This window comes from Rummeliibacillus sp. GQ308, assembly GCF_059759115.1.
In genome coordinates, this window is record NZ_JCAXDQ010000001.1 from 77,405 (window position 1) to 94,244 (window position 16,840).

Here is a 16,840-nt window from a genome sequence, read left to right on the forward strand (position 1 = left end):
TCAGCCAAAAGACTGAATTGTTCGCTTTATAGGCATACTACCTTATACTAGGCTGTCGTATTTGTTACAATACCTATAGGAATTTTGAATTGGAGGTAACAACAAATGAAGATTTTGCTTGTCGACGGCACGCTTCTTGGCCGCAAAACAGGTGCCATTTTAGAGCAAGTGGAACAATATATCAAAGAATTGGATGAAGGGCTAGAAGTATCTCAGCTACATCTGGCAGACTTTGAACATCAATTTGTGGATGGACGTCCATTTGATCAATATAATGATGATATGAAAAAACTCGTAAAAACCATTGAGGAAGCAGATGGCTACATTCTGGCTACGCCTATTTTCCAAGGGTCTATCCCAGGTGTTTTAAAGAATACATTTGATTTCTTACATCCAAAAGCATTGCGCTATAAACCAGTTTCTATCGTGGCGAACGGTGGGACTTATCAACACCACTTAGTTGTGGAAAACCAACTAAAGCCTATTCTTGATTATTTCCGTGCGTTAGTGACACCGAATTACGTTTATACACACGGAGATCATTTTGACTCAGATAACAAAATTATCGATGAGAATGTACACGAACGTCTTCGCGAAATGGCGCGTGTTTTCGTCAAATATTGCGAGCTAAGCAAAGATTTACCGAAAGAAACAATTGACCAGCACTAATAAAAAAATCCTTGGCCACTAGGACCAAGGATTTTTATTTTAATCGAGTTTTAACCCTTTTAATGCTTCTGCTAATGCATTATTCACAGGTTCATCCTCTTTTTGGTTTTTCAAATACTTTTGGACTGTTCGTTTATCCACTTTTCCTTTTGATTCTTTTTCACGTCTTTGTTTAAAAGTGGATAGTTTCTCACGATATCCACATTTACATGTGAATATCTGCCCTTCACCTTCACCACGTAATTCTAACTTCTTATGACATTGTGGACAACGTGCGTTAGTTACGCGCGCTACATTTTTACGATGTCCACATTCGCGGTCTTGGCATACGAGCATTTTACCTTTTTTACCGTTCACTTCAAGCATTGGCTTTCCACAGTCTGGACAAGACTTTGTGGATATATTATCATGCTTGAATTTTTTGTTGCTGCCTTTAATTTCGGAAACGATTTCTTTTGTATGTTGCTTCATTTCATTGATAAATACATCTTTTTTCAGTTTGCCTTTTGCAATGAGCTCTAGTTTTTGCTCCCATTCTGCAGTTGTTTCAGGTGATTTCAATTCTTCTGGTACTAAATCAAGAAGCTGGCGGCCTTTACCTGTGATGTGGATATCTTTTCCGCGTTTTTCGATTAAGAAAGAATTGAATAATTTATCGATAATATCTGCACGTGTAGCTACTGTACCAAGTCCGCCAGTTGTTTTAAGCGTATCTGCGAGCTTTTTGTCATGTGTGTTTAGATATTTCGTTGGATTTTCCATAGCTGAAAGTAATGTCGCCTCAGTAAAACGTGCGGGTGGTTTTGTTTGGCCAGACGTTTGTGAGATCAATTTCACTTGCAGCGTTTCGCCTTTTTCAATGCGTGGCAGGAGTTGCTCTTTAATATCCTCATGAGTCTCATCTTCATCAAAACGGTTTTCGTATACTTCTTTCCAACCACTTGAAAGTATAGTTTTCCCTTTGGCAATAAAGTTTTCGTCCTTAATTTTCGCGCGCAATGTTAGCTGTTCATATTCATGGGCTGGAGATAGAACTGCTAGGAATCGTTTGATGACCAAATCATAGATTTTGCGTTCTTTGTCATTCATCGCAGAACGATTAACGTAAGCTTCAGTCGGAATGATTGCATGGTGGTCCGACACTTTTTGATTATCAACAAATGCTTTCGTTGCCTTAATTGGTTTGGTTAAAATCCTATTGGCAATTGTACGATACTCACCAATGCCACAAGCCTTTAGACGTTCAGGCAAAGTAGCAACAATGTCTGTTGAAATATAGCGTGAATCTGTACGAGGATATGTTAACACTTTGTGCTGTTCGTATAGTTTTTGCATGATATTTAATGTTTCTTTTGCGGAATAGCCAAACATTTTATTGGCATCACGTTGAAGCTCTGTTAAATCGTATAACCCAGGGGAGAATGTCTTTTTCGCTTTTTTCTCTACCTCTACAACCGTTGCACTTTGGCTGCCCAGTTTATTCACAATGGCATCTACTTTTTCTTTATTAAAGCTGCGTGAATTGCCTTTTTCGTCTTGCCAAGTCAGCTTTAAGTTATTGGCTGTGCGTGCTTCAATACCGAAGTACGTTTGCGGCTTGAAGTTTTTGATTTCATCTTCACGAGCTGCAACCATGGCGACTACTGGTGTTTGTACACGACCGCAATTAAGCTGTGCATTAAATCGGGTCGTCAAGGCACGGCTTGCGTTCAGGCCAATATACCAATCGGCCTCAGATCGGGCAACTGCTGCATGATATAAATGTTCGTAGGCTTTACCCGGTTTTAAATTTTGGAAGCCATCTTTGATTGCTTTATCTGTAACAGAAGAAATCCATAATCGTTTGATCGGTTTACGCACATGTGCTTTTTCAATAATCCAACGTGCGACCAATTCGCCTTCGCGTCCGGCATCTGTTGCGATGATAATTTCATTAACATCATTGCGGTTTAATTGTGTTTTGACCGTGTTGAATTGCTTACCGGATTGTTTGATGACAGTCAATTTTAGTCGGTCGGGCAGCATTGGTAAATCTTCTAAATTCCACGTTTTATATTTTTTATCGTAAGTTTCTGGATCGGCTAATGTCACAAGATGCCCTAATGCCCATGTGACAATATATCGGTCGCCTTCCAAAAAGCCATTTCCTTTTTTATTGCACTTCAATACATTCGCAATATCTCTTGCGACAGAAGGCTTTTCTGCTAATACTAAGCTTTTTGCCATACTATTCTTCTCCTTTAAACTTGTGTATGGTTACTATAACATAGTTCCAGGATTTGAAATATGGATGAGGACTATTGGTAACTGGAGTTCCTTAAATTGTTCTTAAAAGGAAGGGGGATGAATGCATGTATAAGATATTATTTTATTCTTTGATGGTTGTTTTACTTGGAGGGTGTAACATAGAAAACAGTAAAACTGACATGTATAGTGGGAAAGAGTTACATATAGGTGTAATCGGTGATATACCAGAAGTTTTTGAAAAAAATATAGAGTTTGAAACGATTTCACTTAAAGCTTTAAAAAACCGAACAAACTCTTTATCAAAAAAATTTGATGCCATTTTTATCATGCCTAAATTTTTATCAGATGCTGCAAATGATCAATACGTAGAATCCTATAAACGTTTAACGATTCCAACTTTTTTCATCCAGTCTACAAAAGCCCATGTGCCGTTTGTAAACAAAGATGTCACTTATGATAGCGCTCCTACAAGTACAATAGGTGGGCCAAATGACTATGCTACAGGTTATTTATTTACAGGATCTCCTAAAGAATATTCAGATGAAACCTGGAGATATGCTATGACAGAAGGAGCAAATAAAGAAATGGAAATCAAGAATGTCTATTCCAGAATCTTTAAGACAATTGATAGTGGTATCGTTAGTTTTCATCCAGAGGGTGAAAAAATTAAAAGGTAGAGCTTAATTATATGGTGTTAAATAGAAAAGGCCCTCTTCTTTGAGGGCTTCTTCAAATTATAGCTTATGTTAAGTACCTATGGACTTAAGGTGATGCAATTATTATAAATTAATTTTACTTATCTTTCTCCATATACTCTTTAATTTTGCGTTCTTCCCATTCAGCTCCAAATCTCCCTGATGAGAAAGTTGTTATGCCGTGTATAGCAACCCCAATACCCCAACCACCTAACGGATATAAAAACCATAAATGACTTGAATCAGTGATGATGTTTATAAAGAAAAGCATAAGATTAACTAGAATATAGACCGTTAAATGAATGTAAAACGATTTTAAGTTTTCAACCCGCTTTTTAGCCCGTAAATAAATTTCATCATGCTCCATCTTCAAACGCCTCCTCCGTATTATTTTCAATTTTTAATTAATTTTACCATACATCTAAATGGTTTCTTGAAGTTATTCACATTATCTTATGCGACAAGATCTCGCCCTCGCCCTATTTCCTAAAACCAAACTCTAGGCGCGGCAGTCGGAGAATATAAATATGCAATGCGAAACTAAAGATAATAACAATGCAAGAAGGAGTCTGACGAATAATATAGAAATAGATAGATAGGATAAAAATTGGAAATATAGTATAGATCGTCAGGAATACTGAAGACAGTGGTTAAGTAAACTAGAACATTGAAAGAAGGAACTTATTTTTGAGTAACAACATTTTGAATAATATTTATACCTTAAAACAAATGCATGAAGATGGACTTTTAGGCGGGGAAGTGATGCCTGAGGATGTGTTGATTAATGTAGTGAAAGAAGATGAATTACTAGATGTTTTAACGCTGGCAATGGCCTTAAATTATCAGAGAAACTCTTACTCGTTATGGGAATCTGTTGTTAAAGCGTATCAAGATCCTAAAACGAGCTGGATATTTAATCCGATTGTTGTCGCCACCAAAGATATCCATGAGCTTCGTGAAGCATTGCTACTACATCGTGTGGGCTTACAGCCAAACCGCCATCCTGATATTTGGCAACGTGTTGCAAAAGGTATAGTTCATTCATCGGAACAAGGAAACGTCCAAGGGCTGATTGAGTCAGTAGAATTCGACAATTCATTATTAAAAGAGATCATGCAAGGCTCCAGGAAATCAGAATTCCCATACCTTTCTGGACCGAAAATATTTAATTATTGGTTATATGTTTTAGAATGTTATGCAAATGTATCCTGGAAATCACGGGAAATAATCACTATTGCACCAGATACTCATATTCTAAAAGCCACTGTGAAATTAGGATTATGTACGGAAGAAGTGTTGAATGGAAGTGGAGATGACCGAATAGCTGTGGCGAATGTTTGGGTTAAAGCCCTTGTTGGAAGTGGATTAGCCCCTATTGATGTACATACGCCTTTATGGTTATGGAGCCGAGCGGGATTTCCTCAGCTTACTGTGACTTAAATAAGATAGGGGGAGAATGATGCTTATATTTGCAGATATTTTAATGGTAATAGCAACACTATTAATCTTTTTAAGTGCAGCTTTTTATTTACGATATCTCGAAAAAATCCGAAAGCAAAGAGGACTTACAACCTTTGAAAGGACCCTATACATATTGATACAGATTGCATATATTCTATTTGCAATTAGCTTGTTGATTAGAGTTTTTAGTTAGTTTTATTCATACTTTGCACTTGTTTTCTTGCATGGAATGGGCTCTTCTGGTCTAAGTTTTGGGGAGCTAGCGAAACTTTTACAGAATGATTTTTACGTTATCGCTTTTGATTTACCAGGACATGGTGGAGAAGTTTCCTTGGATAATGAGAAAGAGTATTTTCCAGCAAGGATGGCTGAACGTCTAAGTAATTTTATCGATTCATTGTGGTTAACCGATGTCTATCTTGTTGGCCACTCATGGGGAGCCCACCTTGCACTTTATATGGCTGGATTGTATTCGGAGAAAATCAAAGGACTGGTGTTATTGGATGGCGGTTACTTCCAACAGGGCCCGGCTGGCGTTTCTCTTAATCAGCAGCTTACAGATGTAGGTGCTTTTATTGATAGTGTTTGCTTCGCTTCCTGGAATGAATTTCTTGACTCTGAAAGGGCTAACTCTTCACGTTGGTCGAAGGAGCTTGAGGAGGGGTGTCTTGCACAAGCTGCTGAAGTTGACGGTGAAATTAGGCTATCCACATCTCCGTTTACAGCCAAAGCAGTGATGAAAGGAATGCATTTAGAACCAACAGCAGTTATTTTTCCAAAGGTCCAGTCACCAGTACTATTACTGCATAGTACGATGCCCAAGGAAATAGAAGAAGAACGACATGAGGCAATTGAATATTTGTTGAATGAAATTCCCCATGCAGAAGTTCAGGCTATTCATAATACGAGTCACGAGATATATCGAGATGCACCCGAAATAATTGTTAGCAAATTAAAAGAGTGGTTCTATGGACAAACAAAATCCTGTGCCAATACCTAAACGAATACATATCATTGGTTCCATCGGAAGTGGCAAAACTACCTTGGCCAAGAAGCTATCTGATCAATTAAGCATTCCCTATTTTAATTGGATAATGTTGTTTGGAAAAGGTTTGACACTGGAGATATTAAACGAAGCAAACAAGAGAGAGACGAATATTTAAGTAAAATAATTGCTACTGACAATTGGATTATTGAAGGGGCCCATCATAAATGGGTATCTTCCTGCTTTCAAAATGCTGATCTAATTTTATTTCTAGACATTAGCCTCCCAATAAGAAGATATAGAATAATCAAAAGGTACTTTAAACAAAAAATAGGCATTGAAAAATCAAATTATAAACCATCTTTAAAAGTATTAAAGGATTTATATAACTACAATACTGTCTTTGACTATAAAAGTAAGCCAGAAATACTTGCTTTGCTTATCCCTTATAAAAATAAGTTAATAACCTTAAAAAGTAATGCTGAAATTTTAAGACACTTCCATTGAAGGTAAGAGAATATAAAATTGTAATTTTCTTTAGTGAAGGGAGAAGAGCTAATGGCAATCTTTGTAGGGATATTAATTGCAATCGTAGGTGCTTATGTAGCTTTTTTGCTTAGTACAGGTAAGTCTAAAAAGAGAAAATATATAGTTTGGGGAATTATTCTAATGCTACTCATTTCACCATCCATCTCTTTTGCAATGGGCTTAAGTTTTGCAGTGATCACTAAAAGCGGATGGTCAGCATTAGTGATGCTTTATATTTTTCCCATTATATTTCTAGTTGGTCTTATCCTGTTTTTTGTAGGTTTGTTTGAAAAAAGGGCAATCCATTAAACAAAGTCATTATGAAAGGATGGCGATATCATGTTAATTAAACCAAAAAAACTGCAACCGGGAGATCGAATAGCAACAGTAAGCCCTTCTTGGGGTGGAGCAGGTGAGCCTGCCCTTAGATGGCGATATGAACAAGGGGTAAAAAGATTAGAAGACATCTTTGGTTTGGAAGTTGTGCCAATGCCTAATAGTTTAAAAGGCGAAGACTATCTTTATAATAATCCGCAAGCTCGTGCGGAAGACTTGATGACGGCATTCAAGGATAAGGATATCAAAGGGATCATTGCAAATATTGGCGGTGATGATAGTATCCGCTTGTTACCCTATATCGATTTCGACGTTATTCGTCAGAATCCGAAAATATTTATGGGTTACTCCGATGTAACCATTTCACATTTATTTTGCCTTAAGGCTGGGGTTTCCTCTTTTTATGGTCCAGCCATTCTAACCGATTTTGCAGAAAATGTGGAGATGGATCCATATACAATTGAATCGGTGAATCGAACGCTTTTTTCAAATGAAGTGATTGGTGAAATACTTCCGGCGAATGAATGGACGAGTGAATATGTAGAGTGGGCAGAAGGAAATAAAACACGCCGGCGAACCATGCAGAAAAATACAGGGGTTGAAGTTCTTCAAGGTTCTGGAATAGCGCAAGGACGTTTGATAGGAGGATGCATTGAGGTACTTGAATTCGTAAAAGGGACAGAACTCTGGCCAGAAGAAAAGTATTGGGAGAATAGCATCCTTTTCTTTGAAACCTCTGAAGAAAAGACAGCGCCGGATCTTATTAAATATTGGTTGCGCAACTATGCTGCCCAAGGCATTTTACAAAAGAGTAAAGGAATTATCTTTGGGAAACCTCAAGATGAAAAATATTACGATGAATATAAAGAGGTTATTCAATTAGCTATGAAGGAATTTAACATAGAAGATTTGCCGATTCTCTATAATTTAAATTTTGGTCATACGGAACCGAAGTTTATTTTGCCATATGGTGCATTGGCAGAGATAAATTGCGATAAAGGAACCTTCACTATTTTGGAAAGTGGTGTAGAATAATTTAGGAAGCATGCATTGAGATTTCGAATGCATGCTTTTTGATATTTTTTTGCTAGTCTTTAGTATTTTCTTTTGAATAGTTTTGGATATTCAATTACCAACCCATCTTTATCAACCTGAATAGTAGATTGAAATGAAGAGCTTCTATAATCAAACATTTGATAGTCCTTTTCTTCCTTGATTAGAGTATATACTTGTTCAACTTTTTTAAGAGCCAATTCAGGAATCTTGATATAAACCATTAGGAAACTCTGAGGTTTATTTAAACGCCAATCTACTCTATTTATTGGTAATGAATTAGTAAACGGTGTACAAGATATATCAATATCAATTGCTCCAGAGAGTTCAGGGATTTCGTTCCCATGTTCGTCAAACCATTGATGATTCTGATTACTTTCAAGATAAAGAGATTTACCAAGGTTTAATAAATTGATCTTCACATTTTTTGTAAACCAATTAGTTAATTCAATTTTATATTCTATTTTTAAGGGAGTATTATTTTCAATTGATATAATTGAACTTTTTGCTATGGAAGTATCTTCTGATGATTTTACCTCTAAGAATTCAGAACCAGCAGATTTTTTATTTTCCCAAATTGCGATTTGTTTCATTATATCCATCCTCCTCATTCGAATATCCACTTGTTTACAATGGTATTTTTCCGATCCTTATGTATACGCGGAGGAATCGACCCCGCTCCGGAAAGCTAACAGTCTTATTTATTCCTTTTATCTTGCTCTAATAGTTCAATTATTCTATCTAGTTTTTGCTCCACTTTTATATTGTTTTCTGCTCTTTTTCTTTGAGTAACAGACATTTTTCTAAAGAAGAGTGTAATTGATACAAAAAATAGGATTATTAGCAGAATAATAATCAACGTAGATACAACGTCACCGATGTTTACTATGCTCATGGTTGTTACCTCTTTCGCTATTATTCTTTCGTATCTGACCAATATACTTCATAGTTACCGAGCCTGTTTCAGTTTGAAAATAATCTTTTTAAGCTTGATTCTCTTTAATATAGGTTTTTATTGCTGGAGGGGTATATGAATGAAACTTTTCAATTAGTTTTGCTGGAGATGTTTCATTCAAAAGCATTGATAAGTATTTTTCTTGAAGAAATTGTTGTTCATTCATGTGGTTAAAGAAATTAATTAATTGATCATAATAATGATCTATATTTAATATCCCGCAAGGTTTTTGGTGTAGACCTAACTGTCCCCATGTAAATACCTCAAAAAACTCTTCCATCGTTCCTGGACCTCCAGGTAATGCAATGAACCCATCAGCCAAATCTGACATTTTTGTTTTTCTTTCATGCATAGAATCAACAATAATCAATTCTGTTAAATGTTTATGAGAAATCTCTCTTTCTTCTAGCATTTTGGGAATAACACCAATTACTTGGCCGCCTGCTTCTAATACCGTATCTGCCACTGTACCCATAATACCTACACTAGCACCGCCGTATACGAGTGTAATATTTTGATCAGCTAATTCTTTTCCTAAAGCGATGGCTCCTTCTTTGTAAGTAGGTAAAGCCCCCATACTAGAACCGCAAAATACTGCTACACTTTTCATAAGTTCCCTCAATTCTACAAGTTTTTATTATACAATTGTTATTATAGGGAATATTTGAGATTGAACCAAGGGGGATTAGAGTATGGATGTGAATGAATTTCAGCAATGGATTAACGATTATTATGAAGAGCGAGGATGGTCACAATTAGATATATTCATTCGTATTGGATTCTTAGCGGAGGAAACGGGAGAGGTTGCCCGAGCAATCAGAGCTCTTGAAATTGGACGCGATCGACCAGATGAAACTGAAAATACATATATTGAAAAGAAGCAGGAGCTTGTAAGTGAATTAGGTGATGTATTGGGAAATATTACTGTTATCGCAAATAAATATGATATAAAGCTAGAAGATATCTTTAAAGTGCATCAGGAAAAGTTGGATGAAAGGTATAAGATAAAAGGGTAATCTTGTGAATTCTAATAGTGATCTAAAGAGCCTTGCTACGTATGGATTGTAGCAAGGCCTAATTTATTTTCATTAATAAACTGTTTGGTTAGCTATTATTCTTTTACAGCATGAAAGATAAAAGATTTGGTGTCTGATGTGGCTTCGGTAAATGTCCAATCTCCATAAACATGGATTTGTGAAAATCCAACTTGTTGTAATGATTCTTGTATTTCTTCTTGAGTTCGGAATATTAATTGCATTTTTTTCTTAATGACTACTTCATTTGTACTTGCAACTTTGACGGTCTCATAAAAAGTAAATATATCACCTACAAATCCATCGTATTCCGTCCAAATTTCTAGTGGTTCATTGTTCAACGGATTCGTTGCAAGATCAGGTGTCATATCTTCCTGCCACTGTTCCCATTCTTTGGCTAAGGGATTTCGTGTATCAAAAATAAAATGTCCGCCAGGTTTTAATGCTCGATATGCATCAGAAATGACATTCTGCCAACTTTCATCTGTAAGAAATACTTGCGCCACATTGGCCGTCATGATGACAGCATCAATAGCATTTGTTTGTAAATTGGAGCTATCCCCAACAATCCAGGTCACTTCCTCTGGATACTCTTTCGCTTTTGCATAGTCGATTGCTTCTTCATTCGGATCAATCGCTGTAATATGATAGCCTGACTCTGAAAAATGGGTTGTTAATCTGCCCGTTCCACAACCCAGATTTGCGATGTATTTCACGTTTAATTTTTTCAACAGGGCCAAGAAGAATTCATTGTCTTTCCCACAGCCACTAAGTTGGTCATATACTAACGGAATCATGAATCTACCCACTTTCTACATCATGTTTATTTTGGCCATGATATCAAGAGTCTCGTTGTCCACGTCGGCCAAACTTTAAATCCTTTATTCTTATTTTCGTTAAAAACGGCACCTTCGTTTCAGATATAATAATCGCCCCTAAAATAAGAATCGCGCCAAACGCCATTTTAATGGTCAAGACTTCATGCAAAATGAGTACGGAAAAGACCATGCCCCAAAAAGATTCTGTTGAAAGTATGATGGCGGCTTTTGTATCTGTGGTGAACTTCTGGGCAACTGTTTGAAGCAAAAAGGCAGCGCTTGTAGAAAAAATCCCCAAATATAAAATAGAGAGTGTTCCGCCCATTTCAACCGTGTGGAAACTTTCCCCTTTGAAAAAGACAACAGCAAAACCAATAAGGGCAGCAGTCGTCATTTGGACTAATGTCAAAAGGATTGGATCGGCATCCTTCACAAATTTGGCTGTATAAAAAATATGGAAGGCAAAACCAACTGCACAAGCTAGTGTTAATAAATCCCCGATATTAATAGAAGAGGACAATTTCAGCGAGAGGACGCCGATACCGATAATGGCAAGGAACGCCCCAATGAGTTCGAAGTAATCCATCTTTCTTTTATACAAAAGTAAGCCGATAAACGGTACGATGACGACATTGACTGCTGTTAAAAAAGCATTTTTGGAGGGGGTGGTAAATTGTAGCCCGACTGTCTGAAGCGCGAAAGCCAAGTACAAGAAAGTCCCCAATATTGCTCCTTTGAAAATTGTTCCTTTGTTTATTCCTTTTAATTTTTTATAAAAAACAATGCTTAATATGACTGCTCCTATGAAAAAGCGAATCGCCAATATCTGATACGGCGTAAAATGTTCCAAGGCGATGGCACTCGCCACAAAGCCGCTTCCCCAGATGATCGCTGTAATCGTCAGAGCGAGTTCTCCTATGTATTTGCGCATTACTTCCCACCTTCTTTAATATTGATAGCTCTAAACATATCAGAAAATAAAGAGTATTGCTATAATGATTGGTAGAAAAGTTGCCGGGAGGGACGAGATGAGCACATCAACAAAAAGAGAACAATATAAAATGGAAGAATGGTCGATCAAACAAATTCAAGAAGCTTTGCAAAATGGGGAATTGACGGTTGTAGAGTTAGTGGAACGGTATATAGAACGGATTAAACAGTTTGATAGCAGCGGCCCTGCAATTAATTCAGTCCTCAACATAAATCCGGATGCATTAAACATAGCTGCTGATATGGATAAGGCGATGGGATCGGGGGAACAAGGTCCTCTTTTTGGAGTTCCTATTCTTCTGAAAGACAATATTGAAACAAAGGATCCGATGCCCACTACAGCAGGTGCCATTGCATTAAAGGATAACTATGCGAAGAAGGACTCATGGGTAGCGAAAAAACTTCGAGAAGCAGGTGCAATCATATTAGGGAAAACCAATATGAGCGAGTGGGCATACTTTATGTCTACTAAGGCACCTAGCGGCTACAGTGGAGTGGGTGGACAAGTTAAAAATCCTTATGGGCCGGAGAATTTCGAGGCTGGATTTGTAGGTGGCTCAAGCTCTGGTTCTGGCGCAAGTATCGCCTCTAATTTTGCGGTGGTTAGTATTGGAACGGAGACATGTGGTTCCATTCTGAATCCATCGAGTTTGAACTCCATTGTGGGCATTAAACCAACAGTCGGACTAATTAGCCGAAGCGGGATTATTCCACTCGCCCTTAGCCAAGATACGGCTGGTCCTATGGCAAGGACGGTAAGAGATGCAGCTATTACATTAGGTGTGTTAACGGGTGTTGATCCAGCTGATCCTATCACAGCAACAAGTGAAGGTAAGGCACTTCAGGATTATACAAAGCATCTCAAGATGGACGGTTTAAAAGGAGCTACAATTGGTGTTGATCCTCGCTTTTTGGATAGGCACGATGAAGAAACGACAGAGCTAAAAGAAATGTTGAATATAGCAATGGATGAATTGCAAAACCTAGGCGCTGTTATAAAGGAAGTGGAGGTCCCTGAACATGATCTCCGTTCCGATGTCCTGTCCTACGAATTCAAGCATCAAGTGAATCAGTATTTAAAAACAACCTCAGATTCTGTACCAGTGAAAACGCTAAAAGACATTATTGCCTTTAATGAAGAAGATCCTGATAACAGGATGAAGTATGGCCAAGATTTATTGGTTGAGTCAGAGGAAAGAAGCGAGAGCCTAGAAAATCCAGTTTATCTGAAGCAACGCTCAGACGATGTGAAATTATCAGGAGAACTTGGCATTGATAAGGTAATGGAAGAGAATGGTTTAGATGCTCTGTTATTTTTAAGTGACTCTGGCGATGAATTACCTGCCAAAGCGGGTTATCCTTCTATCACAGTTCCTGCGGGTTACACAAAAAACGGGCTTCCTGTAGGTTTGACGTTCTCAGGCTTGGCATATAGTGAACCAAAGCTAATCGAATTAGCCTATTCCTACGAACAACAGACAAAGAGGCGCGTACCACCAAAGTTTTAAATGAGAAGGTCATGAGTGGATATTATTCATAGGGGAGGAGAATGATGAAAAAGAACTTTTTCCTGCAGCTAACGAGTGTTATGCTTTTGCTCACATTATTTGCTTGTTCTTCAAATGAAGTAAAGGAAACAAAGGAAGTCAAAGTACAAGAAATGGTTAGCTTTTCAAAGGAAAAACAAAACACCTTAAAAGTAATTTCTGATTCTCCGAAAGTGAAAGTTATTGTGAATGCTATCCGCCAAGCAAAAAAACAAAAGGGAATTGTCGATATAACAGACCCACAATATAGAATGGATACTGATCAAGACAGATACTACTTGTGGTTCAATGAGAATGGCTCTGCCACCATAATGAATGATAAGGATAAAAATACGATTTTTAAAATATCAGACGCGAAAAATCTGGAAGATGTCATAAAGTGATACGTCTACTTCATGAAGAGAAAAATGAATCTAGAACAAAAGATAATTTAGACACTTTTATGGTTTTCAAGAAGGAATGGAGCATAATGAAAGAATATTTACTACACGAAAAATGGGATATCATTATTTTTATCTTTGTTTATTCTTACTGGTTATGTAAGCTCAGTTATCTTTATTGGAGAGCCAGCGACTTACTCAGGGCCAATAGGAGTTTTAATAGGATTCCTTTTAGTCCAAAGATGGAAGTACAAGAAATATTACAAATCCAAAAAATATTAATCAGTATATAGTTTGCCCTTAATCTCCGAGATTAAGGGCTTCTTTATATTGACGGAAGTATACAGGTGAAATAGATGGAGATGTAGAATTATATAATTGGCTATAAAATATAATGTGAGAAGAGTTTGTTTTTTCTTTATTTAGAAAAGTACTGTGAGCGGAGCTAAAGCTTTAATCTAACTTGTGCTTATCTTCAATAAGATTTTCCCTTGTGGGGCACAATCCTTGAATAAGGATAAGCACTTAATTCATTTAAGGGCAATTTAAAGAAACATGTTGTGGAGGTGGAAATTTAATGGAGAGGGAGATTCGTGTGTCGGAAAGCGTTATTTCTAGAGCGGACATTCGTGGGACTGCTTCCGGGGTTATGTTTATGGCCTTTTTCGGGACAGTCTGGGCGGACGTTGGTATTGGAGGTTTGCAGGGCTTGGGTTCTATTTGGTTACTAATTCTTGCAATATTTATCGGTGCTACTTTATTTTTCTCGGGGATTGCATTGATTAGGAGTTCCCGAAAATTGGATAGTACAAATACCCATGGTTCTAAGAATGTCAATGTCAACAAGTGGTTTAATATTGTTTTTGCTACAGAATTTTTGTTGATTATTATTGCTGCTATCATTTGCAATACTGTTGGACATTTCGATTGGTTTTTTCCGATTATGGCTATAATTGTTGGGGTGCACTTCTTTCCTCTTGCTTACCTTTTCCAAGTCAAGGCTTATTATGTTACAGGAACGCTTCTTTGTCTGCTCGCGATTGTGACACTACTCTTTGTGCCTTTGAAGTCCAGTCTTGGACCGCATCAGATTAACACATGGTGGACATTGGTTGGCTTGGGTTCTATGTTGATATTATGGATAACCAGCCTTGTGATTTTGTCCGTGGGTAGGAGACTACTTAGGATGGCACGAGACCAATAATATTGTTACACATTGGTCGTTTTAGGTGAACATACAAAAACTTTGTTGCTGTTGTGGTTTTAGTTGTTACACTTTATTCCTCCAGAATCTAGTTTCAATTACTGAGACTATCGGTTTTCTATCGAGGTTGCAAGTTTAATTTTAAATAGTGGAAAATATTCTGGATCCCATTCGGCTATTTCCACTTTTCTGATATATTAATAGATGAAGATAAAAAAGCTCTTATTTGTAAGTGTATTCGACTATATAGGCATGATAAAAAGGGGGAGGGTGTTGCCATGCATGTTTCGTCACTTATGGAAAAACAGTATACGGATATAGAAAACCGCAAGAGGGCGCTTCGTCATAAAACAGCGGATGAGACTTACCGGAGAAACGCTCAATATCATAAGCCGAGATCATCTATTGAAACGTTGCTGAATTTGTTGACGGGAAAGACAGATCAGGAGCACAATGAAGAGTATACTGCTTCTGCCCGCAACCAAAAGGGCAAAGACATAGGAAAGAATAGCATCTGGCGCATACATAATGATCCTGTTACTCAAATAACGAATACATCTCTCAAGGAGTCTACATTTGAGCAAGTACCATCAAAGCAGCACATAAGGGAAAGAGCAATTTCGCGTTATACTTTTCAAACCAGCATGGCCAGACAAGGCTTTCAATTTGCTGAACCAACCATCTACATGTTCATTTAGGAGGGGAGATTGCTATGGCAAAACATAAGATACAAAAAACAAATGCCGTCCGTTTGTTGGATGGTCAAAAAATCCCTTATACGTTGACGGAATATGAAGTGGAAGACGGGAAGATTGACGGCGTAGCAGTAGCGCATAAGATCGGGCAGGCAGAAGAGAGTGTATATAAAACGCTTATCGCAACAAGCGGCAAAGGCAATCTCTATGTTTTTGTCATCCCTGTAGCTTCTGAGCTGAATCTAAAGAAGGCAGCAAAAGCGGTTGGCGAAAAGAAAATAGAAATGCTACCTGTGAAAGAGCTTTTGCCGAATACAGGCTATATCAGAGGGGGCTGTTCGCCGATTGGTATGAAAAAGCAGTATCCTACATGGATTGATGATGCAGCAGAAAAACTAGATGAAATATTTGTTTCAGCTGGAAAGATTGGTATGCAAATTTGCTTGTCGCCGGAAAGTCTAGCAAAAGCGGCACATGCAAAATTCACATCTCTAGTTTAAAATAGAAGTAATGAATGAAGAAAGGCATGTTCATGCATGGCTTTCTTTTTCTAATGGTGAAAGAAGGGATGAAGTGAAGAAAGTAAATACGTGGCGTTTGCTGTTCTTTTTCGCTGGCTTGATGGTTATTGGGCTGGGGATTGCACTGACAGTAAAAGGCCAGCGTTTTGGCGTCGGTTCATGGGATGTGCTGCATATTGGCCTGTATCAACAGTTTGGTTTATCAATTGGTACATGGTCGGAAATAATCGGCATTCTCATTGTGACACTATCCTCGATTGGTATTAGGCGATGGCCGCATATTGGCACATTCCTTAATATGATTGTGGTCGGACTCTTCCTTGATTTCTTCAACTGGCTTTTGCCAGATCCGCATCACTTCGCTTTTCAATTAATGGATTTTATTCTCGGTACCATTCTCATCGCTATCGGTTGTGGCCTGTATATACCGGCCCATTTTGGGGCAGGGCCACGAGATACCGTGATGCTGTTGCTTGTTGAAAAACTCGACTGGAGCATTACTTCGGCACGTACCTTCATGGAATTCACTGTAGCGGTCGTCGGCTACTTCCTTGGTGGACCTGTTGGCATTGGTACCGTTGTAATGGTCTTCGCACTAGGGCCCATCATCCAGGTAGCACTTCGGTATAGCGAGAAGGCTTTGAAAAAATGTATGAAAATAGATGACGGTAAAAATAAGCAAGTAGAAAAAGAAATCATAGAGCAGTAGTGACTGGCATAGA

Annotated in this window: 22 protein-coding genes; 15 read left to right on the plus strand and 7 right to left on the minus strand. The window is 37.8% G+C overall.

Features of this window, described 5'->3' with window-relative positions; genetic code table 11:
- Positions 1–105 precede the first annotated feature (105 nt).
- Positions 106–669, plus strand: coding sequence for an NADPH-dependent FMN reductase (locus AC6CHJ_RS00410; protein WP_147195579.1), 564 nt, complete (start codon positions 106–108; stop codon positions 667–669).
- A gap of 39 nt (positions 670–708) precedes the next feature.
- On the opposite strand, the gene AC6CHJ_RS00415 is transcribed toward AC6CHJ_RS00410, so the two are convergent.
- Positions 709–2,895: a DNA topoisomerase III gene (locus tag AC6CHJ_RS00415; protein WP_498286965.1), complete on the minus strand. Its 2,187-nt coding sequence runs from the start codon at positions 2,893–2,895 to the stop codon at positions 709–711.
- A 125-nt stretch (positions 2,896–3,020) separates the two neighbouring features.
- Here AC6CHJ_RS00415 and AC6CHJ_RS00420 point away from each other — a divergent pair, with 125 nt between their 5' ends.
- Complete coding sequence (locus tag AC6CHJ_RS00420; protein ID WP_498286966.1) at positions 3,021–3,593, plus strand: metallophosphoesterase family protein; 573 nt, start codon at positions 3,021–3,023, stop codon at positions 3,591–3,593.
- Positions 3,594–3,708: 115 nt separating this feature from the next.
- On the opposite strand, the gene AC6CHJ_RS00425 is transcribed toward AC6CHJ_RS00420, so the two are convergent.
- Entirely contained in the window at positions 3,709–3,978 is a 270-nt protein-coding gene (locus AC6CHJ_RS00425; protein WP_066791575.1) for a 2TM domain-containing protein, read from the minus strand.
- A 320-nt stretch (positions 3,979–4,298) separates the two neighbouring features.
- Between AC6CHJ_RS00425 and AC6CHJ_RS00430 the strand changes: the two genes are divergently transcribed.
- The 6 genes from AC6CHJ_RS00430 (at position 4,299) to AC6CHJ_RS00455 (ending at position 7,956) form a co-directional block, all read left to right on the plus strand.
- Positions 4,299–5,051 carry a hypothetical protein gene (locus tag AC6CHJ_RS00430; protein ID WP_498286967.1) on the plus strand — a complete coding sequence of 251 codons (753 nt, stop codon included), beginning with the start codon at positions 4,299–4,301 and terminating at the stop codon, positions 5,049–5,051.
- Between the two features lie 241 nt (positions 5,052–5,292).
- Positions 5,293–6,072: an alpha/beta fold hydrolase gene (locus AC6CHJ_RS00435; RefSeq protein WP_256467897.1), complete on the plus strand. Its 780-nt coding sequence runs from the start codon at positions 5,293–5,295 to the stop codon at positions 6,070–6,072.
- Positions 6,041–6,235 (plus strand): EutP/PduV family microcompartment system protein, encoded by a 195-nt coding sequence (locus AC6CHJ_RS00440; RefSeq protein WP_249775217.1) that lies wholly within the window; start codon positions 6,041–6,043, stop codon positions 6,233–6,235. Before AC6CHJ_RS00435 ends, AC6CHJ_RS00440 begins: the two co-directional genes overlap by 32 nt.
- A complete protein-coding gene (locus tag AC6CHJ_RS00445) occupies positions 6,160–6,564 on the plus strand; it encodes a P-loop NTPase family protein (RefSeq protein ID WP_249776041.1) in 405 nt (134 codons plus the stop codon). Before AC6CHJ_RS00440 ends, AC6CHJ_RS00445 begins: the two co-directional genes overlap by 76 nt.
- A gap of 51 nt (positions 6,565–6,615) precedes the next feature.
- Complete coding sequence (locus AC6CHJ_RS00450; protein WP_392995506.1) at positions 6,616–6,894, plus strand: hypothetical protein; 279 nt, start codon at positions 6,616–6,618, stop codon at positions 6,892–6,894.
- A 30-nt stretch (positions 6,895–6,924) separates the two neighbouring features.
- Positions 6,925–7,956, plus strand: coding sequence for a S66 family peptidase (locus AC6CHJ_RS00455; RefSeq protein WP_498286968.1), 1,032 nt, complete (start codon positions 6,925–6,927; stop codon positions 7,954–7,956).
- A gap of 59 nt (positions 7,957–8,015) precedes the next feature.
- Here the strand turns inward: AC6CHJ_RS00455 and AC6CHJ_RS00460 are convergent, their stop codons facing one another.
- From AC6CHJ_RS00460 to AC6CHJ_RS00470, 3 genes are all read right to left on the minus strand, one after another.
- On the minus strand, positions 8,016–8,567 hold the full coding sequence (locus tag AC6CHJ_RS00460; RefSeq protein ID WP_498286969.1) for a putative glycolipid-binding domain-containing protein: 552 nt from the start codon (positions 8,565–8,567) through the stop codon (positions 8,016–8,018).
- Positions 8,568–8,671: 104 nt separating this feature from the next.
- The gene (locus tag AC6CHJ_RS00465; RefSeq protein ID WP_147195558.1) at positions 8,672–8,869 is read right to left on the minus strand and encodes a DUF4083 family protein; all 198 of its coding nucleotides are present in this window, start codon (positions 8,867–8,869) and stop codon (positions 8,672–8,674) included.
- An 88-nt stretch (positions 8,870–8,957) separates the two neighbouring features.
- Positions 8,958–9,539, minus strand: coding sequence for an LOG family protein (locus AC6CHJ_RS00470; RefSeq protein WP_147195556.1), 582 nt, complete (start codon positions 9,537–9,539; stop codon positions 8,958–8,960).
- Between the two features lie 82 nt (positions 9,540–9,621).
- Here AC6CHJ_RS00470 and AC6CHJ_RS00475 point away from each other — a divergent pair, with 82 nt between their 5' ends.
- Complete coding sequence (locus AC6CHJ_RS00475; RefSeq protein ID WP_498286970.1) at positions 9,622–9,945, plus strand: MazG nucleotide pyrophosphohydrolase domain-containing protein; 324 nt, start codon at positions 9,622–9,624, stop codon at positions 9,943–9,945.
- 95 nt (positions 9,946–10,040) lie between these two features.
- Here the strand turns inward: AC6CHJ_RS00475 and AC6CHJ_RS00480 are convergent, their stop codons facing one another.
- The gene (locus AC6CHJ_RS00480; RefSeq protein ID WP_498286971.1) at positions 10,041–10,760 is read right to left on the minus strand and encodes a class I SAM-dependent methyltransferase; all 720 of its coding nucleotides are present in this window, start codon (positions 10,758–10,760) and stop codon (positions 10,041–10,043) included.
- Positions 10,761–10,803: 43 nt separating this feature from the next.
- Positions 10,804–11,712, minus strand: a complete 909-nt coding sequence (locus AC6CHJ_RS00485; protein WP_498286972.1) for a DMT family transporter — start codon at positions 11,710–11,712, stop codon at positions 10,804–10,806.
- Between the two features lie 97 nt (positions 11,713–11,809).
- Here AC6CHJ_RS00485 and AC6CHJ_RS00490 point away from each other — a divergent pair, with 97 nt between their 5' ends.
- The 6 genes from AC6CHJ_RS00490 (at position 11,810) to AC6CHJ_RS00515 (ending at position 16,827) form a co-directional block, all read left to right on the plus strand.
- Positions 11,810–13,279, plus strand: a complete 1,470-nt coding sequence (locus AC6CHJ_RS00490; protein ID WP_498286973.1) for an amidase family protein — start codon at positions 11,810–11,812, stop codon at positions 13,277–13,279.
- Positions 13,280–13,323: 44 nt separating this feature from the next.
- Positions 13,324–13,701, plus strand: coding sequence for a YhfM domain-containing protein (locus AC6CHJ_RS00495; RefSeq protein ID WP_498286974.1), 378 nt, complete (start codon positions 13,324–13,326; stop codon positions 13,699–13,701).
- A gap of 574 nt (positions 13,702–14,275) precedes the next feature.
- Positions 14,276–14,902: a DUF7010 family protein gene (locus AC6CHJ_RS00500; RefSeq protein ID WP_147195544.1), complete on the plus strand. Its 627-nt coding sequence runs from the start codon at positions 14,276–14,278 to the stop codon at positions 14,900–14,902.
- A 278-nt stretch (positions 14,903–15,180) separates the two neighbouring features.
- A complete protein-coding gene (locus AC6CHJ_RS00505; RefSeq protein ID WP_392995488.1) occupies positions 15,181–15,600 on the plus strand; it encodes a hypothetical protein in 420 nt (139 codons plus the stop codon).
- A 14-nt stretch (positions 15,601–15,614) separates the two neighbouring features.
- Positions 15,615–16,097, plus strand: a complete 483-nt coding sequence (gene ybaK / locus AC6CHJ_RS00510; protein ID WP_498286975.1) for a Cys-tRNA(Pro) deacylase — start codon at positions 15,615–15,617, stop codon at positions 16,095–16,097.
- A 10-nt stretch (positions 16,098–16,107) separates the two neighbouring features.
- Positions 16,108–16,827, plus strand: coding sequence for a YczE/YyaS/YitT family protein (locus tag AC6CHJ_RS00515; protein WP_147195540.1), 720 nt, complete (start codon positions 16,108–16,110; stop codon positions 16,825–16,827).
- Positions 16,828–16,840: the final 13 nt, after the last annotated feature.